The following is a 17,798-nucleotide window of genomic DNA, read 5'->3' on the forward strand; positions in this document are numbered from 1 at the left end:
GTAATCAGCGGCTGTGGCGGAATTGTGGAAATTTTGGTGTACAACGGTATACAATTGCCGTGATTTCGGTTGAAAACTGCGTGGATATAGGCCATTCAGACCCCAAGTTCGACCTGTAGCCAACCCCTTATTCGGAGCCACATATGACTATCATCGTCGGTCAGGATACTGCCAAAACCCGTAAAACACTCAAATCAGGCGATCAATCCATCGCCTATTACTCGATTCCTGCTGCTGAGGCTGCTGGTCTGGGTGACTTTTCCAAGCTTCCCGCCGCGCTCAAGGTTGTTCTTGAGAACATGTTGCGTTTTGAGGATGGCAAAACAGTCACCGTCGACGACATCAAAGCTTTCGCCGAATGGGGCGCCAAGGGCGGCAAGAACCCGCGTGAGATTGCCTACCGCCCTGCCCGCGTTCTGATGCAGGATTTCACCGGCGTACCAGCTGTTGTTGACCTCGCCGCGATGCGTGACGGTCTTGTGGCGCTTGGTGGCGACGCGGATCAGATCAATCCGCTGAACCCTGTCGATCTGGTCATCGACCACTCCGTCATGATCGACGAGTTCGGCAACCCGCGTGCGTTCCAGATGAACGTCGACCGCGAATATGAGCGCAACATGGAGCGCTACACATTCCTGAAATGGGGTCAGAAAGCATTCAACAACTTCCGCGTTGTGCCCCCGGGCACCGGCATCTGCCATCAGGTTAACCTTGAGTATCTGGCACAGACTGTCTGGACGGACAAAGACCAAGACGGTGTCGAAGTCGCCTACCCTGATACGCTTGTAGGTACAGACAGCCACACGACAATGGTCAACGGCATGGCCGTTCTGGGCTGGGGTGTTGGCGGTATCGAAGCCGAGGCCGCGATGCTGGGTCAGCCGATCTCGATGCTGATCCCCGAAGTTGTGGGTTTCGAGCTGACAGGCCGCATGATGGAAGGCACCACCGGTACCGATCTGGTTCTGAAAGTGGTCGAGATGCTGCGCGAAAAAGGCGTGGTCAGCAAATTCGTTGAATTCTACGGCGAAGGTCTGGATCACCTGCCACTGGCAGACCGTGCCACAATCGCAAACATGGCACCAGAATACGGCGCAACATGTGGCTTCTTCCCGATTGACGGCGAAACGCTGCGCTACTTGCGCACTACCGGCCGCGACGAAGACCGCATTGCTCTGGTCGAAGCTTACGCCAAAGAGAACGGCATGTGGCGCGGCGATGACTATGCGCCAATCTACACAGACACGCTGTCGCTTGATATGGGCACAATCGTGCCTGCCATCTCCGGCCCCAAGCGTCCACAGGACTACATTGCACTGACTTCTGCTCACACCGCATTTGCCGATTACGTCAAAGGTGTACGCGAAGGCAAAGACGCCAGCAAAGCGTCCGAAGTGCGCTGGGAAGGTGAAGGCGGCCAGCCAGAGCCAGAGGACATTCCGGGAGACGAAGGTCACCACAACCGTGGTTATGTCATGACCGACGATGGCCACTACCAGCTGCACGACGGTTCCATCGTCATTGCATCCATCACGTCCTGCACCAACACATCCAACCCTTACGTGATGATCGGTGCTGGTCTTGTTGCCCGCAAGGCGCGCGAACTGGGCTTGACCCGCAAACCTTGGGTCAAGACATCGCTCGCCCCCGGTTCTCAGGTGGTATCCGCGTACCTCGAAGCGGCCGAGCTTCAGGACGATCTGGATGCGATCGGCTTCAACCTTGTTGGCTACGGTTGCACGACCTGTATCGGTAACTCCGGCCCGCTGGAGCCTTCGATCAGCAAGGCGATCAACGACTATGACCTGATCGGCACCTCGATCCTGTCCGGCAACCGCAACTTTGAAGGTCGCATCAGCCCTGATGTGCGCGCCAACTATCTGGCCTCGCCTCCTCTGGTTGTTGCTTATGCGCTTGTCGGTGACATGAACCACGACATGACAAACAGCCCGCTGGGTCAGGACAAAGACGGCAATGACGTCTACCTGCGCGATATCTGGCCCACGACACAAGAAGTGGCCGAACTGGTTGAAAAAACCGTCACACGCGAAGCATTCCAGACCAAATACGCGGATGTCTTCAAAGGCGACGAAAAATGGCAGGGCGTTGAGACAACAGATGCCAAGACCTATGACTGGCCTGCTGCATCAACCTATGTTCAGAACCCGCCCTACTTCCAGGGGATGAGCAAAGACCCGGGCGTCATCACCAACATCGAAGGCGCAAAGGTTCTTGCGATCCTTGGCGACATGATCACAACCGACCACATCTCCCCTGCTGGTTCGTTCAAGGAAACAACGCCTGCCGGTCAGTATCTGATTGAGCGTCAGGTCCCTGTGCGCGAGTTCAACTCCTACGGTTCGCGCCGCGGCAACCACGAAGTCATGATGCGCGGCACCTTCGCCAACATCCGCATCAAGAACGAGATGCTGGACGGCGTTGAAGGCGGCTACACCAAGGGCCCGGGCGGCGAACAGACGTCCATCTTTGATGCCGCTATGGCGCATCAAGAAGCTGGCACACCGCTGGTTATCTTTGGTGGCGAACAATACGGCGCAGGGTCTAGCCGTGACTGGGCGGCCAAGGGCACTGCCCTGCTGGGCGTAAAGGCTGTGATCGCGGAAAGCTTCGAGCGTATTCACCGCTCTAACCTTGTTGGCATGGGTGTTATCCCGTTCGAATTCACCAACGGTGACACACGTAAGTCACTGGGTCTGACAGGCGAAGAAACCGTCAGCATTTCCGGTCTGGACACGATCAAGCCGCTTCAGGAAGTGCCATGCACGATCACAATGGCCGACGGTACGGTCAAAGAGATCACGCTCAAGTGCCGCATCGATACCGCGATCGAGATTGAGTACATCGAACACGGAGGCGTTCTGCACTACGTTCTGCGCGATCTGGCCAATAAGAGTGTCGCTGCAGAGTAACGACACGCGACTGTGAAGATCAAAAGCCCCTGCTGATGGGTTCAGCAGGGGCTTTTTTTGTCCAAGGTCTGCTTTGAGCCCACTTTGCACGATGCTGCGTCCATCATGTAGGTCCGCTATCGATGCTTGATCAAACTCGCCAGATAGTCAATTTCTTCGCTCGACCTGAAGAGGCCTTCCGCCAACCACTGAACCGCCTCGCATACCTCTTCAACACCCACGCGACGCGCGTCTTCACCATAGGCAATCTTTTCAAAATCGGCAGGTGAACACACAAAGACGCTTCGCCTGCCGATGTCATCTATGAAGTTGGTAAAACCAGACTGAACAAGAACGCGGGCAGCCCTTTCAAGATCACTTGCACACTTGTTGTCAAAGGTCTTGATTGGCCCCTCAGAAGCGTGATGTTCAGTGATGTAGTGCATGTTGAAAACGCAATGTGCGAGCGCCAATAATCGCTCTGAATGCGTGTTCTCTGGTCTAATTTTCCAAGGCGTCAAATCATGCATTTTGCTATAATGTCGGACCAAGGCAATGATCGCAACTTTGCATTCACCTTAACAAAGCGGTCATTGAATAAACGTATCGGAACGGCAGCAAAGTCCGCATAGCTGTCATTCGCCAGAGGAGTGAACCTCACGCTTTCGAGGTCCTGCGTCGAATGGCAGAATCAGTTTCCCTGAGCTGCCTTCAGAGCTGGCAAGAACCGCTGCTCATAATCGCTCCCGATCAAAGGGCCTGCGAAGCGGAACAGGATTTTTCCGTCAGCATCCAGAATAAATGTCTCGGGCGGGGCAGTGACGCCCCAGTCAATGGCGGTGCGGCCTTGGGGGTCAAAACCGATCCCGATGAACGGGTTGTCATCATCGCGCAGGTATTTGGTCGCGGCAGCCTCGGTGTCCTTGAAGTTGATGCCCACGATGTCGATCCCGTTTGCCTCCATCTCCAATAGCTTTGGGTGTTCGGCACGGCACGGGGGGCACCAGCTGGCCCAGAAGTTGACCAACGTCACTTCCCCACCCGCCAGCATGTCCTGGGTCGCTTGCGGGAAATTGCGCAGCGCACGTTCGGGCACACCCGGTGCCGTCTGTCCCACCAGTGTCGAAGGCAGACCTTCGGGATTTTCGCGGTACATGCCAACAAAGGCCAATCCGACAAAGGCCGCAAAGATCAGCGGCGGTGCGATCATCAGCGGACTAATTTTTGCCATGACGCGCAGTCTCCTGTTCTGCTTGCCGCAAGGCTGCCCGTGCCTTGGCCCCCCGGCGCAAAGTTTGCACCAACAGCGCCAGCATCAGCAAAAGAGTAATACCATAAGCGCTTAGGACTTCGGTCGCGTATTTTCCAAGCTCGGGCATCATACTGCCTTATCCAGTCTTACGTTAAGCGCGCGCGTCCGGCGCAGCGCGATTTCGGTCCCCGTGCGGTAAAGCACAAGCGCAAGAAACAACAGGGTGAACCCTGCAATCGACAGCACCAGCGGCTGCCAAAATACATCCGAGATGTTCTCTTCTTTATCCAGACTCAGTGTCGCCCCCTGATGCAGACCCTGGCTCCAGAACAGGACCGCATAGCGTGACATCAGAGCAAAGACAGACCCGACCAGACACAGAACGGACGTCAGATCGGCGGCGGTATCAGGGTCCTCGACGGCTTCCCAAAGCGCGATATAGCCCAGATAGAACAAAAACAGGATCAAAAACGAGGTCAGGCGCGGATCCCACGCCCACCATGTCCCCCACATCGGCTGGCCCCAGACAGCCCCCGTCACCAGCCCGATCACAGTCATGACCAGCCCCACTGGCGCAGCTGCTTTTGCTGCAAGGGCGCTGACGTGATGACGCCGGACCAACCAAATCAGGGATGCAATCAACATCATGATCCATGCGTTGATCGCGATCCATGCGGCGGGCACATGAATATAGATGATCTTGATGGTTGAGCCCTGACGGAAGTCATCCGGCGTGCCGAAAAAGCCCCAGCCAAGCCCGATGAGAATACCGAGCGCCGCAGCCGCCCATGCAAAGGGCTGCACGCGCGCGCTAAGAGCCAGAAACTTGACCGGATTTGCATATTTCCAAAGTGACATAAGAGGTATCTATTACTCCGTGAAAGAAGGCTCAATGGGGAACGGTGCGCTCACCTGATTGTCATCCGCAGGGCAGCAGCAGCCGCGAAAGGCAGCAATGCGACCGATCCAAGGCTGATACCTGCCAGCAGCAACAGCGGTGTGTCCACCGCCATACCGACCGCGCCACGCCGCGCGGCCTCTGCCCCGAATATAAGAGTTGGAACATAGAGCGGCAGCACCAATAGCGACATTAGCAAACCGCCACGTTTGATTCCAACGGTCAATGCCGCACCAAAAGCGCCGATCATCGACAGTGCTGGCGTGCCAAGCAACAAGGATACGACCAGCCAGACGAAACCCTCTGGTGGCAGGTTCAACAGCACGCCAAGGAAAGGCGCAGCCAAGACCAAAGGCAGGCCGGTTGTGATCCAATGCGCAAGCCCTTTGACCGCGAGCGCGGCTTCCAACGGCAGCGGTGCGGTTGCCAGAACGTCCAGCGTGCCGTCCTCAAAATCCAGCGCCAACAAGCGATCAAGTGACAGCAGACACGCCAGAAGCGCCCCAAGCCACAAGACACCCGGCGCGATAGAAGACAGCAGCGCGCTTTGCGGCCCCACGCTGAACGGTACCAACACCACAAGGATCAGAAAAAACGCAAGTCCAAGGCCAAAGCCTCCGCCTGCACGAAAGGCAAGTCGCAGATCACGGATCAACAGGGCGATCACAAAAATGCCTCGTCGCTGGCGCCGTGCATCTCACTTGCTTGTGCGCGTAAAGGGGTCACATCCAATACCTGAGCGTCGCTTAGCCCCAGATCGATGTGGGTGGCCAACAGCGCCATGCCGCCTGCCCCCAGATGATTGCGCACGGCATTTGCAAACAGCCCGACTGCATCCGCATCAAGCGATACAGTCGGCTCATCCAGCACCCAGATCGGGCGGCCGGTGACCATCAACCGCGCAAGACCTGCACGCCGTTTCTGCCCTGCAGAAAGCGTCCCCGTCAGGCGGTCCCTCAAAGGACCCAAGGTATAAGCCTTCAGCGCCGGTTCAATATCATGGTGGCCATAGACAGCCGCCCAGAAAGTCAGGTTTTCTGCCACGGTTAGCATCGCCTTAAGTCCGTCTGCGTGCCCCGCATATGCCACCGTATCTGCTGCGCCTTCGATATGGCCGCTCAAAGCGGGTTGCAGGCCAGCGATTGTGCGCAACAGCGTCGTTTTGCCAGACCCGTTCGGCCCGCGCAAAATCAGCGCCTTGCCAGCCGCAAGGGTGAATGAAACGCCGCTAAGAACAGGGACGCCCCCCCGCGCAACAGCAACATTGGTCAATCGCAGACCCATGCGCCTCAGACCGGCAACATGGCAAGAGAGACACGGCGCCCCTCGCTTAACAGAACATTATACGTCCGCGCCGCCGCCGGAGATGACATTGTCTCAACCCCCACGCCCGCTTCTTCGAGCTGCGCGCGCAGACCTGTGGGCAGGTGAGCGATTTCAGCGCCTGTACCAATAAAGATCACATCGCTTTGCGCAATCAGCGCTTCAAGTGCTTCAATGTCGTCCAGCCCGCCCCACGTTTGCGTACCAGAGGGTGCGGCAATTACCGGACCGTGAATAACCTGGCCACCAATGCGGAAAAATCCGGGGCCATACCCCTCGACGGGCTTGGCATCGTTAAAGACGATCTCATTCAAACGCATGGTTCATCCTTTCCATAGGGGCAGCCCAACCGTAGCCGATACAGCTATGACGAGATAGGCCACGATGCGAAAAATCCGCTCTGCTGATGGGTCAAAAAGCCGCGCCCCGATCATGTTTGCGATCACATTCGGAATGCCCACCAGCAGCCCAAGCAGCGCGACCGACCAGTTCATCATGCCCGACAACCAGAATGCGGCGAACAGCATCAAATCAATAGCAAGTAGATACAGCAGGAAATTGGCGCGGATCACAGCTACTGGCAGCGTGCTTGCCATATAAAGCATGATCACAGGCGGCCCGGGAAGACCTGCAAAACCCGCCATGAACCCGCCCAAACCGCCGGTAAACAGGGTCAGCTTCCGTGTCAGAGCGCCACGCAATCTCCAGCCGGATACCATCAATCCCAACAGCACCAGAACGCACGCCGAAACGATCCAGCCAAAGCGGGTCGGATCCATAAGGCTAAGTATCCAGATACCAAGCGGCAGGGCCAGAGCCGCGCCGACAAGCAAAAGCCGGATGTCAGCAAGGCTACCTGCCCGCCATGCCGCGCGTGCGTTGGGCAGCGGGCCCAGCAGCTCTGTCGTGATTGTAAAAATGATCGCCTCAACCGGGGATAAGACGCTGCTCGCCGCAGGCATAATGATCATCGCGGACCCAAAGCCCGCAAACCCGCGCACAAGGCCTGCAATACAAACCGCCAATACCAGCCAAAGCAGCCCCTGTGTTGCAGGGGCTGCGGCCAGTATGTCAGGCATCAATGTTCGCGAACTGGTTGCCAGCATTGGCATCGGGCTTGGACCAATCGCGTTTTACGCCAAAGTACAGCAACACGGCCGAGGCCACGAAGATTGAGGAATATGTACCCACAATAACGCCCCAGATCATGGCAAAGACGAAGCCACGGATCACATCGCCGCCCAGTACGAACAAAGCGATCAACGCCAGCAGAGTGGTCATCGAGGTCATGAAAGTCCGGCTCAGCGTTTCGTTGATGGAAATGTTGAGCACTTCTTTCAGAGGGCGCTTTTTGTATTTGCGCAGGTTTTCACGCACGCGGTCAAACACCACCACCGTATCGTTAAGCGAATAGCCTACGATCGTCAGCAGCGCCGCAATGATCGCCAGATCAAACCGGATTTGCAGCTCTGAAAAGACACCAATGGTCAGGATGACGTCGTGGATCAATGCCAATACTGCACCAGCCGCAAACTGCCATTCGAACCGCAGCCAGATATAAACCAGCACGGCCCCGATCGCGAGAACCACCGCCATGATCGCAGTATTGATCAATTCACCCGAAACCTTCGGACCTACCGATTCAACCGAGATAAACTTGATGTCCGGACGCACCGCTGACAGCGCATCCTCAACAGACTGGATGAGTTCGGTTGTGACAGCTTCCTGATCATCCTGTGCCTGAATGCGGATCATCGCCACGTTCTGATCGTCACGAAACTGGGGATCAAAGACTTCGGTGATGGTGACATCACCAATGCCCAGCGTGGCTATGGCATCGCGGTATTCAGCGACCACAACGGGGCGCGGGCTTTCGGTGCGGATTGTCGTGCCGCCCCGGAAATCGATCCCGAAGTTCAAACCCTGAAGCAGGAAGGACACAAGTGCCACGACCATCATCATGCCCGAAATACCCAGCCAGAGTTTCCAGCGGCTGAAGAAGTCAAAGTTCGTGTTCTGTTTTACAAGTCTGAGGCGCATATCAAAGCTCAATCGTTTTGGGACGGCGGCGCTCATACCAGATGACCACCATCAGACGTGTTACGTAAATTGCCGTGAAAACCGACGTGATAATACCAAGACCCAGCGTGATCGCAAAACCACGCACCGGACCGGAGCCGATGGCAAAGAGAATCACGGCCGTGATGAAGGTCGTGATGTTGGCATCAAGAATGGCGCTAAGCGCTTTTTCATAGCCCAATGCGATGGCGCGTGCCGGACCTTTGGCTGTCAAAAGCTCTTCGCGAATCCGCTCGAAGATCAACACATTCGCGTCAACAGCCATACCAACCGTCAAAACGATACCCGCAATGCCCGGCAAAGTCAGGGTAGCGCCGATCAGGCTGAGCAGCCCAAACATCATACCAACGTTGATGATCAACGCGATATTGGCGAAAATACCGAACAGACCATACGCCGCCCACATAAAGAACAGCACAGCACCAAAGGCCACTATCGTCGCAATCTTGCCTGCATCGATGCTGTCTTGTCCCAATTCCGGACCGATGGTGCGTTCTTCAAGGAAGTCGAGCTTGGCTGGCAAGGCACCTGCACGCAACAAGACGGCCAGACGGGTCGACTCCTCTACGTTGAAGTTGCCGGTGATAATGCCCGACCCGCCCGCAATATGGCTTTGGATCGTTGGCGCGCTGACGACTTCGTCATCCAACACAATCGCAAAAGGAGAACCGATGTTTTCCGCGGTATAGTTGCCGAATTTACGCGCACCGCTCGTGTTAAAGCGGAAGCTGACCGCAGGCGCGCCATTCTGATCAAAGCTAGGCTGGGCATCGACCAGCTCTTCGCCGGTTACGACAGGCGCGCTTTCGATGACGTAGAACAGCCCCTGCTCATCCAGCGATGGAACAGTCTTGTTGCCGATACCGGCGTTTTCAGCGCCATCCGTCGTGCGACGGACAACGGGGTTAAACGTGAGCTGGGCGGTCGTGCCGATGATCTCTTTCAGCTCTGCGGCAGAGCCGATACCGGGCACTTGAATAAGGATGCGGTCCACGCCTTGTCGTTGGATCGTGGGCTCACGGGTACCAACTTCGTCGATGCGGCGGCGGATAATTTCAAGCGATTGCTGCATGGTCCGCTCATCTGTCGCGCTTTTTTCCGCGTCGGACAAAACAACGGTGATCACGCCAGTATCACCAGAGACATCAATATCGTTTGCACCCGCCCCGGTAAGGGTCTGGACCGGCTGGGCAAGGCCACGCACGATTGACAGGGCCTCTGCCATCTTGTCGGTGTCGTTAAGACGCACCTTCAACTCACCTGCGGGCGCTTCCTGACGACGCACGGCGGTTAGACCACGCAGTGCATCGCGTACTTCGGGCCACATGGCCTCAAGGCGGGCATCGTACACGTCTGAAACGCGCACTTCGGCTAGCAAATGCGCGCCTCCGCGCAGATCCAGACCCAGATTAACCAACCCGTTAGGCAGAAAATCAGGCCAGAGCGCGCGCTGCGCTTCAAGCTCGGGTGTGCTGCCCGACAGCTCAATCGCCTTGACCGCGTCATTATGGCTTTCAACCGGGCTGTAGAACGCATTGGGCATCGCCAGCAAAAGGCCGACCGCACAGGTCAGCCAGATGGCGATGCGTTTCCATACGGATATCTGGAGCATGTCGCCCGCCTTTTGTCTTATCGCTTAGGGATTACTTGGCCGGTTCGGTCTTGCTGATCACAGTTGCAATGGTGCTCTGGATCACACGAACCTTGACGCCATCGGCAATCTCAAGCTCCAGCTCGCCGTCTTCCTTGACCTTGACCACTTTGCCGATCATCCCGCCTTGGGTCACAACCTGATCGCCGCGACGCAGGGCTGCAACCATCGCTTGATGATCCTTAAGCTTTTTCTGCTGCGGACGGATCAACAGAAAGTACATGATCCCGAAGATAAGGATCAACGGGATGAATTGCTGGATGCCTTGCATGGATAGGTCCTTTTGTGTTCGGCTTGCGGGGACGTTTCCCCAGTGTCGCGAGTTCGGCAGAACCTATGCTCCGATGCGCCGCTTTGCAAGGCGCGGCAATGCCGAAAAGCAGCCCCTGACAGCAGATTTAACAGCCCCTCTACCCTGTCATGAAATAATCGGCCATAACGCGGACCACACGATTCACTCCAAGAAGGACAGACAGATGCATGACATTCGTGCCATTCGGACAAATCCCGATGCTTTCGACGCCGCTTTGGCGCTGCGCGGAGATGCTCCGCTGTCCTCGGATATCCTTGCGCTGGACTCAGCGCGGCGGTCAAAAATTCAGGCGGCAGAAGCTGCACAGGCGGAACAGAACGCCGCATCTAAAGAAGTTGGTGCCGCAAAAGCCAAGGGCGACGAGGCCGAATTCGAACGCCTGCGCGCCCTTGTGTCTGACAAGAAAGCAGAAGTGGCTGCCATGCAGGCAGAAGCCAAAGAGCTTGATGCGCAGCTGACAGATATGCTGGCCCGTATCCCGAATGCGCCCGCCGATGATGTGCCACAAGGCGCAGACGAGAACGACAACGTCGAGGTCAAGCGTTGGGGCGATGTGCCATCATTCGACTTTGCCCCGCGCGAACACTACGACATCGAAGCCGTTGCAGCGTCCATGGATTTCGAAACCGCAGCCAAAACATCCGGCGCGCGGTTCGTCATGCTTAAGCGTGGCGTGGCCCGCATTCATCGCGCTTTGGCGCAATTCATGCTCGACACACACGTTGATGAAAACGGCCTGACAGAGGTGAATACCCCTGTGCTTGTGCGTGACGAAGCTATGTATGGCACAGACAAACTGCCGAAATTCGGTGAAGATAGTTATAAAACCGAAGAAGGCATGTGGCTTGTCCCAACCTCCGAGGTGCCGCTGACCTACACTGTCGCCGGAGATACGCTTGAAGCGGCCGATCTGCCACGCCGCATGACAGCCCACACGCTGTGCTTCCGCTCAGAGGCGGGCAGCGCCGGGCGCGATACGTCTGGCATGTTGCGCCAGCACCAGTTCGAAAAAGTCGAGATGGTATCCATCACCCTGCCCGAGGAATCAGATGCCGAACAACAGCGTATGCTGGCCTGCGCGGAAGGTCTGCTTGAGAAACTGGGCGTGCCTTACCGCACCGTGATCCTATGCACCGGAGACATGGGGTTCGGCGCGCGCCGCACCTATGACATTGAGGCATGGCTGCCCGGTCAGAACGCCTATCGGGAGATCAGCTCGGTCTCGACCACGGGTGATTTTCAGGCCCGCCGGATGAATGCGCGGTTCAAACCCGCCGAAGGTGGCAAGCCACAGTTCGTGCATACCCTTAACGGTTCCGGCCTTGCAGTCGGGCGTTGCCTGATCGCAGTGCTCGAGAATGGCCAGCAAGAGGACGGCACCGTGGTACTGCCAGACGTTCTTGCCCCTTATCTTGGCGGTAAGACCACGCTGAAGACGGACGGCACGCTGGCCTAACGCTGCGGCCCGTCGCGCGGCGGCGTCGGTTTCACAACCGGCGCATCGCCAAACAAGTCCGGCATCAGATTCTTGAGCGAGCGCGGTCGGTAGTCGCGCCGCCCTTTAACCCGGGTGTCCGCACTGGCATGCAGGTCAACAGGATGTCCCGGCCCACGGCGCCACTTCAACAGATTTCCCGCCACTGTATAAAGCCAGGGCGGCTGGCTGAGCGTATGGCTGTCGGCCATCGGGTCCGGCACGCGGTCCAGAATATCCTGCATATCGATATCCAGCCCCGCCTGTTGAGCCCCCTCCGCAATCCAAAGCAACGATTGCCCCGTCAGGGCGCGCGCCTTGGGGGCGGAGCCCCCCACGATCGCATGAGTGCCGGTGAACCAAATCTGCTGATAAGGCCGCGTCGGGCTGCGGTCCCCCTTATTCAGGCCGGGATCGTCGCGGGACGCCTCCAGATTGTCCCAAAGCGCCGGGCGGTAAAACACGCGGCGTTCATCCAGTGCCACAGCATGCCGCGCAGCCCTGACCATCGAGCTGAGCATTGTGTCATGAAAGCGGTATTTGCTGTTCCACAAGTTCGCCACCGGCCCGACCAACGGCGCAGGAATACCAAGTGAGCCGACCGTGTCCCAAATCCCCAGATAGGCAATATCCACTTTATGCATCTGGTCAGGATCATTGCGCCAAGGCGTGACCAAGCGCCAGTCAAGATCGGCCTGTGATGTGGCAAAGCGCGGCGATAGCTTGCGCCGTGCCTGAAGCACATGCAGCGCATCGGGGTGGTTCTCGGGGCCCGGCTTGCGATACAGGCGGAACGCTTCGTCCAGCTTGTCCGGTGTTGGATCAGCCATTATCCCGCATTTACGGATCATTCCAGCAAGCGAGCGTGCTGTATATGCGCCGCGCGAAAAACCAAAAATGAAAATCTCGTCGCCTGCCTCATACTGGTCGCACAGCGCCGCATAGGCCTGTTTGATATTGTCGTTAAGTCCCCACCCGAAAGCACCGCCGCCCAGCTTCATCAGGGTTTTACTGAGAAAGCCAACTTCTCTGCCACCTGTTCCGACCCCCTCGAAATATCGGGTGTGTTGCGCGTTACTGGTCCGTGTTTTCTGAAACAGGCGCACCACATGTGTGGGCTGTTGCATGGTGGGGCTGTTCCATGTCCCGTCGCAAAAAATCGCAATACGTGCCATTGGCAAAATTCCTTTGTGCTATATGTCGGTTAGCAAGCCGCAGTTTTGACCAGAAAGGTCCCCATGTCACGTAGTGCAGCCGCGATTTTAGCGTTTCTTTTTGCAATCCTTTTTGCAATCTCCCCCGCCTTTGTGCCTGATTTCGGAGGTTTTTCCGCCGATCAGTTCCCTATTCCGCAAAACGAGCCTCCGGTTCAGCCCGAAGGCTATGCGTTTGCGATTTGGGGCGTGATCTATCTGTGGCTGGTCGTTGGATTGGGTTTTGGCCTGTGGAAGCGGCGCGAAGACGCTCAGTGGCACCCGATGCGACTGGCCCTTATCCCCTCGCTCGCAGTTGGCAGTGTGTGGCTGGCGGTAGCTATGGCAAGCCCGATCTGGGCGTCGGTTCTAATCTGGGTGATGCTGATTACAGCGCTTGTGGCATTGTTCCGCAGCCCCGTAGACGATCGCTGGTATGCGTCACTTCCCGTAGGGCTTTATGCAGGATGGCTTAGCGCGGCGTCTTGTGTGTCACTGGGGCTTCTTGCTGCTGGCTACGGCTATCTGGATGCAACAACGGCTGCGTTGGCAGCGATCTTTCTGGCGCTGGTGATTGCGTCGGCAGTCCAGTCGCAGCTGGGCCGCGTACCCAGCTATGGCATCGCCGTTATCTGGGCGCTTGTGGCGGTTGTCGTCCATAACATGGGTAGCAACGCGACCGTTGCTGCGTTGGCGGCTGGTGGTGCAATAGCTCTGATCTGGCCAACTTTTAAAGCATGGCGCAACAGCTAAAAGAAATCGCCGGAATTCCTGAGAATTCCGGTGATGCTTTAGTCTCTGCGTTTGCCGTCCGTGTGCTTACGCAGCTTTGACGGCGCTGCTTTCTTCCGGCCCTTGTAGGGGTTCGCGTCCGACTGGCCCCGCATCCACAAACGGATGGGCGTGCCGGGCATGTCAAAATCAATGCGCAACCCGTTCACCAGATACCGGCTATAGCTTTCCGGCACCTTGTCCGGATGGCTACACATTACCACGAAACCCGGCGGGCGGGTTTTCGCCTGTGTCATGTAGCGCATTTTGATTCGCTTGCCTTGCGGCGCGGGGGGCGGATGCGCCTCCATCATGCCAGACAGCCAGCGGTTCAGCTGTGCCGTGGTCACGCGGCGGTTCCACATCTCATAGGCGCGCATAATTGCCTGATGCAGACGGTCAAGGCCGCGGCCTGTTTTGGCCGAAACCGTAATCAACGGCGCACCGCGCAGCTGAGGCAGCAGACGCTCGAAGCTCTCTTTGAGTTCTTTGAGCTTGTTCTGACGGTCTTCCTCGACGTCCCATTTGTTGACCGCAATCACCACTGCACGGCCTTCGCGCTCTGCCAGATCGGCAATGCGCAAATCTTGCTGTTCGAACGGAATTTCGGCATCCAGCAGAACAACAACCACCTCGGCAAACTTCACCGCGCGCAAACCGTCGCTGACGCTGAGTTTTTCCAGCTTTTCCTGAACCTTGGCTTTCTTACGCATACCCGCCGTATCAAAGATGCGCATTGGCACATCGTCCCACACGGTCATCAGAGAGATCGCATCGCGGGTGATGCCCGCCTCTGGTCCGGTCAGCAGGCGGTCTTCTTTGATGATCTGGTTGATCAGTGTGGATTTACCGGCATTAGGGCGGCCCACCACAGCCACCTGAAGCGGCTTTGCACGGGTCGGAACGCGCACGGCGTCCTCGTCTTCATCCTCGTCGCTGACATCCACATCGACTTCGGGCGCATCATCCCGAGCCTTTTCTGCAAAAGCATCCGCCAGCGGCATCAGGTGGGTGTAGAGATCATTCAGCCCCTCGCCGTGTTCGGCAGAAAGGCGGATCGGCTCCCCCAACCCCAGCGAATAGGCTTCGATCACGCCGGCATCAGCTGCTGCACCCTCGGCCTTGTTGGCAGCAAGGATCACATGGGCAGAGCGTTTGCGCAGGATATCAGCGAAAACCAGATCGGTTGGCGTGATACCTGTGCGCGCATCAATCATGAACAGGCACACGTCGGCCATATCCACTGCGCGCTCTGTCAGGCGGCGCATACGGCCCTGAAGGCTGTCGTCGGTGACATCTTCCAGACCTGCCGTATCAATCACGGTAAAGCGTAAATCGGCCAGCCGTGCGGCTCCCTCGCGCAAATCGCGCGTGACGCCTGGTTGGTCATCCACCAATGCAAGGCGTTTGCCGACGAGGCGGTTGAACAGCGTAGACTTGCCCACATTGGGGCGGCCCACGATCGCGAGGGTGAAAGACATCAAAAGGCTCCGAAACGGCGTTAGACCCGCGCAATAGCGCAAAGCGAAGCCTTAAGAAAGCCCTGTCTGGTAACAGGCCCTAACGGTAGGCCAGCAATTGCCCCTTGGCGGACACAACATAGAGCGTCCTGCCGGCCACCACAGGGGCCGTTGTCGCGCCACCCGGAATTTCAGACGAGCCAACAAGCGCGCCATTTGTCGGGTCAAAACTGCGCAGCAAGCCGTCGCCGGACGCGATGATAACACGCCCGCCCGCCACGATGGGTCCGTGATGCGGTACAATGGCGACCTGCCGCTTTGGCTTCGACTTCAGGAAGTTCGGCAGCGGCGTGCCCCAGATTCTGGACCCGTCCGCAGCATCCAGGCGGAGCAGTTCGTTCAGGTCGCTGACGGCGAAAATGCTGCCTGCGATGGGCCAAACCGCACTTGTGGCCCCTTCGGGAGCCGACCAGATCCGCGCACCAGATGCTGTATCCAGTGCCACAATACGGCCTGACTGATTGCCCAGATACACGCGGTCGCCCGACACAACAGGCGCGGCGGTCACATCAGAGATATTGCTCAGCGCACGGCCCGGACGTTTACCCAGCACGGAGGCGTCCCAGCGGTTCAGGCCGCCACGGCGGAACACCGCCTGCACTTCGCCAGAGCCGAAGGCAAAAATCGCCAGATCATCCGTGATCGCAGGCGCAGGGGCGCCGAGGATGTTGTTTGTGTCCTCTGATGCACCAATCTGCCATGCAACGGTGCCATCGCCGCGGTTGATTGCCCAACCGGCGTTGTCGCCAGCGGTCACATAGACCAGATCACCGGCAACCGACGGCGTACCAGACCCGCTTGCATCAAGCTGTTGGGTCCAACGCACGCCACCATTGCTGACATCCAGCGCAGCCAGAACACCAACACCCGCCGAAACATAGACAGTATCACCAGACACCACGAGACCGCCGCCAGTGGCATCGCCCTCCTGATCGCGCGCAGGACGCACATCCACCTGCCACAGGGTCGCCCCCGACGTAGATGTCGCCGTCACAACAGACTGTGCATCCAGCGTAAATATGCGGCCACCAGCAACAACCGGATCAGCCGTGATGCGGTATTTGCGGCTATCACCGGAACCGATATTGGCCGACCACGCCAGCGTCAAATTGCTGCCGAGAGCGGGATGGGTGACACGCGCAGAAGGGCTGCCTGCGGTCTGGCTCCAATCGGCGTTCACACGGGCCGCTGGCAGACCGATAGTACGAGACTGGTTGCCCTCGAAGGTCGACGCTGTTTCCAAAGAGGCTGTTTGATCTTGCAGAACCGAACGGATGTCTTCGCGTTCTCCGGGCAGGATGACATCCGGCTCTGTGCAAGCGGATACAAATGCTGCTGCGCCCAGAAACGCCAGAAGTGCTGCACGTTGCGGCATCCGGCGGCTGCGCTGCAAGGAAAAGTCTGTATTTGTCATTGCCTGCTCACTCTGGTCTGCGGCGCATTTCCGGTTCCGATGACACGGGACCGGCCTGCGGCATCCTTATCCGTTATTGTCGTCCGTTGGGGCACCATTCAGATCAGGATCCCCGCCCAAGGCTACAATCACCTGCAACGCGCGTTGTTGCAAGTCCGGTGTAACCCCTGCATCGCTCAGGATGCCCTGATAGGTGCTGATCGCGGTTTCCGGATCGTTTTCCTGAATGGCAATCAGGGCAAGTTGCTCCTGCGCCAGTAGGCGCAATGTGCCACCGGCCCCACTGAGCGCCTCAAAACCCTGCTTGCGGGTGGCAGCGTCCAATGTCTCGGCCTGAAGCGTCAACGCCTTGAACTGGGCGATCTGGCGATACACCTGCGGCACCTCGGCGTTAAGCGAAACACTTTCTAGGCTGGCGACAGCAGCATCCGTGTCATCAGCAGCCACCTGTTCAGACGCGGTAAGCAAGGCCAGAACAGCGTCAGCCGTAGGGCTTGGTGCTTCTACTGTTTCCAGTGCAGCGACACGTTCTGCCGCATCATCGCTTTCCAGCGCGCCCAACATTGCATCGCCAAGGCTTTCAGCCTGCGCGCGCGCCTGTGCAGCGCGGTATTCCGAATATGCAGCACCACCTACAATCAGCAGCACGGCCAACACGCCGATCCAGCCATAGCGCTTGAGCTTTGCCATCATCTGGTCGCGGCGCAGCTCTTCTGTGACTTCTTCGATAAATCCGTCGCTATTACTCATCCGGCTATGGCCCCTGCCTATCCTGTTTTGCCTCTCTTAACGAACGCGCAGGTGCAAGCCAAGTCCCAAGCCTGTTGCACAGGTAATCAGCGCATCAGCGCGTGACCGCGCGATTGCAGCAGAAATAGTGTGAAATCCTATATTCCTAACTATGCCCTGTACCTGTGATGCATTACACACGGGCCAAATTGCAGTTTTGTGGTTCTTGCATCCGGCAATAGGGCTACTTTGCGCAGACATACAAAGAGGCT

18 protein-coding genes are annotated in these 17,798 nt (G+C 57.6%); 3 read left to right on the forward strand and 15 right to left on the reverse strand.

Annotated features, from left to right (window positions below; translation table 11 throughout):
• Positions 1 to 143 precede the first annotated feature (143 nt).
• Entirely contained in the window at positions 144 to 2,930 is a 2,787-nt protein-coding gene (gene acnA / locus K3757_RS11685) for an aconitate hydratase AcnA (protein ID WP_259995714.1), read from the forward strand.
• A gap of 116 nt (positions 2,931 to 3,046) precedes the next feature.
• Here acnA and K3757_RS11690 read toward each other — a convergent pair whose 3' ends face one another.
• From K3757_RS11690 to yajC, 11 genes are all read right to left on the reverse strand, one after another.
• Positions 3,047 to 3,439, reverse strand: a complete 393-nt coding sequence (locus K3757_RS11690; protein WP_259995716.1) for a hypothetical protein — start codon at positions 3,437 to 3,439, stop codon at positions 3,047 to 3,049.
• A 161-nt stretch (positions 3,440 to 3,600) separates the two neighbouring features.
• Positions 3,601 to 4,140, reverse strand: a complete 540-nt coding sequence (locus tag K3757_RS11695) for a DsbE family thiol:disulfide interchange protein (protein ID WP_259995718.1) — start codon at positions 4,138 to 4,140, stop codon at positions 3,601 to 3,603.
• Positions 4,127 to 4,291: a heme exporter protein CcmD gene (gene ccmD / locus K3757_RS11700; protein WP_409202545.1), complete on the reverse strand. Its 165-nt coding sequence runs from the start codon at positions 4,289 to 4,291 to the stop codon at positions 4,127 to 4,129. Before ccmD ends, K3757_RS11695 begins: the two co-directional genes overlap by 14 nt.
• Positions 4,288 to 5,019, reverse strand: coding sequence for a heme ABC transporter permease (locus K3757_RS11705; RefSeq protein WP_259995720.1), 732 nt, complete (start codon positions 5,017 to 5,019; stop codon positions 4,288 to 4,290). The genes ccmD and K3757_RS11705 overlap by 4 nt, the downstream gene beginning before the upstream one ends.
• Positions 5,020 to 5,069: 50 nt before the next feature.
• Entirely contained in the window at positions 5,070 to 5,726 is a 657-nt protein-coding gene (gene ccmB / locus K3757_RS11710) for a heme exporter protein CcmB (RefSeq protein ID WP_259995722.1), read from the reverse strand.
• Complete coding sequence (gene ccmA, locus K3757_RS11715) at positions 5,723 to 6,343, reverse strand: heme ABC exporter ATP-binding protein CcmA (protein ID WP_259995724.1); 621 nt, start codon at positions 6,341 to 6,343, stop codon at positions 5,723 to 5,725. Before ccmA ends, ccmB begins: the two co-directional genes overlap by 4 nt.
• 5 nt (positions 6,344 to 6,348) lie before the next feature.
• Positions 6,349 to 6,702, reverse strand: coding sequence for an Mth938-like domain-containing protein (locus K3757_RS11720; RefSeq protein WP_259995726.1), 354 nt, complete (start codon positions 6,700 to 6,702; stop codon positions 6,349 to 6,351).
• Positions 6,703 to 6,705: 3 nt separating this feature from the next.
• The gene (locus K3757_RS11725) at positions 6,706 to 7,461 is read right to left on the reverse strand and encodes a sulfite exporter TauE/SafE family protein (RefSeq protein ID WP_259995728.1); all 756 of its coding nucleotides are present in this window, start codon (positions 7,459 to 7,461) and stop codon (positions 6,706 to 6,708) included.
• Positions 7,454 to 8,422, reverse strand: a complete 969-nt coding sequence (gene secF / locus K3757_RS11730) for a protein translocase subunit SecF (protein WP_259995731.1) — start codon at positions 8,420 to 8,422, stop codon at positions 7,454 to 7,456. Before secF ends, K3757_RS11725 begins: the two co-directional genes overlap by 8 nt.
• Before the next feature lies 1 nt (position 8,423).
• Complete coding sequence (gene secD, locus K3757_RS11735) at positions 8,424 to 10,073, reverse strand: protein translocase subunit SecD (protein WP_259995733.1); 1,650 nt, start codon at positions 10,071 to 10,073, stop codon at positions 8,424 to 8,426.
• Between the two features lie 31 nt (positions 10,074 to 10,104).
• Positions 10,105 to 10,383, reverse strand: a complete 279-nt coding sequence (gene yajC / locus K3757_RS11740) for a preprotein translocase subunit YajC (RefSeq protein ID WP_259995734.1) — start codon at positions 10,381 to 10,383, stop codon at positions 10,105 to 10,107.
• 205 nt (positions 10,384 to 10,588) lie between these two features.
• Here yajC and serS point away from each other — a divergent pair, with 205 nt between their 5' ends.
• Complete coding sequence (serS, locus tag K3757_RS11745; RefSeq protein ID WP_259995735.1) at positions 10,589 to 11,881, forward strand: serine--tRNA ligase; 1,293 nt, start codon at positions 10,589 to 10,591, stop codon at positions 11,879 to 11,881.
• Here serS and K3757_RS11750 read toward each other — a convergent pair.
• A complete protein-coding gene (locus K3757_RS11750) occupies positions 11,878 to 13,074 on the reverse strand; it encodes a DUF2235 domain-containing protein (protein ID WP_259995736.1) in 1,197 nt (398 codons plus the stop codon). The genes serS and K3757_RS11750 overlap by 4 nt on opposite strands.
• Positions 13,075 to 13,137: 63 nt before the next feature.
• Here K3757_RS11750 and K3757_RS11755 point away from each other — a divergent pair, with 63 nt between their 5' ends.
• Positions 13,138 to 13,845 (forward strand): tryptophan-rich sensory protein, encoded by a 708-nt coding sequence (locus K3757_RS11755; protein WP_259995737.1) that lies wholly within the window; start codon positions 13,138 to 13,140, stop codon positions 13,843 to 13,845.
• Between the two features lie 38 nt (positions 13,846 to 13,883).
• On the opposite strand, the gene der is transcribed toward K3757_RS11755, so the two are convergent.
• The 3 genes from der to K3757_RS11770 all read right to left on the reverse strand — a co-directional run bounded on the left by der (position 13,884) and on the right by K3757_RS11770 (position 17,547).
• Entirely contained in the window at positions 13,884 to 15,344 is a 1,461-nt protein-coding gene (der, locus tag K3757_RS11760) for a ribosome biogenesis GTPase Der (protein WP_259995738.1), read from the reverse strand.
• A 79-nt stretch (positions 15,345 to 15,423) separates the two neighbouring features.
• Positions 15,424 to 16,797 carry a PQQ-like beta-propeller repeat protein gene (locus K3757_RS11765; protein WP_259995739.1) on the reverse strand — a complete coding sequence of 458 codons (1,374 nt, stop codon included), beginning with the start codon at positions 16,795 to 16,797 and terminating at the stop codon, positions 15,424 to 15,426.
• Positions 16,798 to 16,863: 66 nt separating this feature from the next.
• A complete protein-coding gene (locus K3757_RS11770) occupies positions 16,864 to 17,547 on the reverse strand; it encodes a hypothetical protein (protein ID WP_259995740.1) in 684 nt (227 codons plus the stop codon).
• Between the last annotated feature and the right edge of the window lie 251 nt (positions 17,548 to 17,798).

The sequence above is a fragment of the Sulfitobacter sp. S223 genome (genome assembly GCF_025143825.1).
Classification (GTDB): Bacteria; Pseudomonadota; Alphaproteobacteria; order Rhodobacterales; family Rhodobacteraceae; genus Sulfitobacter.

Bases quoted from the DNA above. Each gene is read 5' to 3' on its own strand.
- acnA (WP_259995714.1), top strand. From the start codon at position 144: ATGACTATCATCGTCGGTCAGGATACTGCCAAAACCCGTAAAACACTC.
- K3757_RS11690 (WP_259995716.1), bottom strand. From the start codon at position 3,439: ATGCATGATTTGACGCCTTGGAAAATTAGACCAGAGAACACGCATTCA.
- K3757_RS11695 (WP_259995718.1), bottom strand. From the start codon at position 4,140: ATGGCAAAAATTAGTCCGCTGATGATCGCACCGCCGCTGATCTTTGCG.
- ccmD (WP_409202545.1), bottom strand. From the start codon at position 4,291: ATGATGCCCGAGCTTGGAAAATACGCGACCGAAGTCCTAAGCGCTTAT.
- K3757_RS11705 (WP_259995720.1), bottom strand. From the start codon at position 5,019: ATGTCACTTTGGAAATATGCAAATCCGGTCAAGTTTCTGGCTCTTAGC.
- ccmA (WP_259995724.1), bottom strand. From the start codon at position 6,343: ATGGGTCTGCGATTGACCAATGTTGCTGTTGCGCGGGGGGGCGTCCCT.
- K3757_RS11720 (WP_259995726.1), bottom strand. From the start codon at position 6,702: ATGCGTTTGAATGAGATCGTCTTTAACGATGCCAAGCCCGTCGAGGGG.
- K3757_RS11725 (WP_259995728.1), bottom strand. From the start codon at position 7,461: ATGCCTGACATACTGGCCGCAGCCCCTGCAACACAGGGGCTGCTTTGG.
- secF (WP_259995731.1), bottom strand. From the start codon at position 8,422: ATGCGCCTCAGACTTGTAAAACAGAACACGAACTTTGACTTCTTCAGC.
- secD (WP_259995733.1), bottom strand. From the start codon at position 10,073: ATGCTCCAGATATCCGTATGGAAACGCATCGCCATCTGGCTGACCTGT.
- yajC (WP_259995734.1), bottom strand. From the start codon at position 10,383: ATGCAAGGCATCCAGCAATTCATCCCGTTGATCCTTATCTTCGGGATC.
- serS (WP_259995735.1), top strand. From the start codon at position 10,589: ATGCATGACATTCGTGCCATTCGGACAAATCCCGATGCTTTCGACGCC.
- K3757_RS11750 (WP_259995736.1), bottom strand. From the start codon at position 13,074: ATGGCACGTATTGCGATTTTTTGCGACGGGACATGGAACAGCCCCACC.
- K3757_RS11755 (WP_259995737.1), top strand. From the start codon at position 13,138: ATGTCACGTAGTGCAGCCGCGATTTTAGCGTTTCTTTTTGCAATCCTT.
- der (WP_259995738.1), bottom strand. From the start codon at position 15,344: ATGTCTTTCACCCTCGCGATCGTGGGCCGCCCCAATGTGGGCAAGTCT.
- K3757_RS11765 (WP_259995739.1), bottom strand. From the start codon at position 16,797: ATGACAAATACAGACTTTTCCTTGCAGCGCAGCCGCCGGATGCCGCAA.
- K3757_RS11770 (WP_259995740.1), bottom strand. From the start codon at position 17,547: ATGAGTAATAGCGACGGATTTATCGAAGAAGTCACAGAAGAGCTGCGC.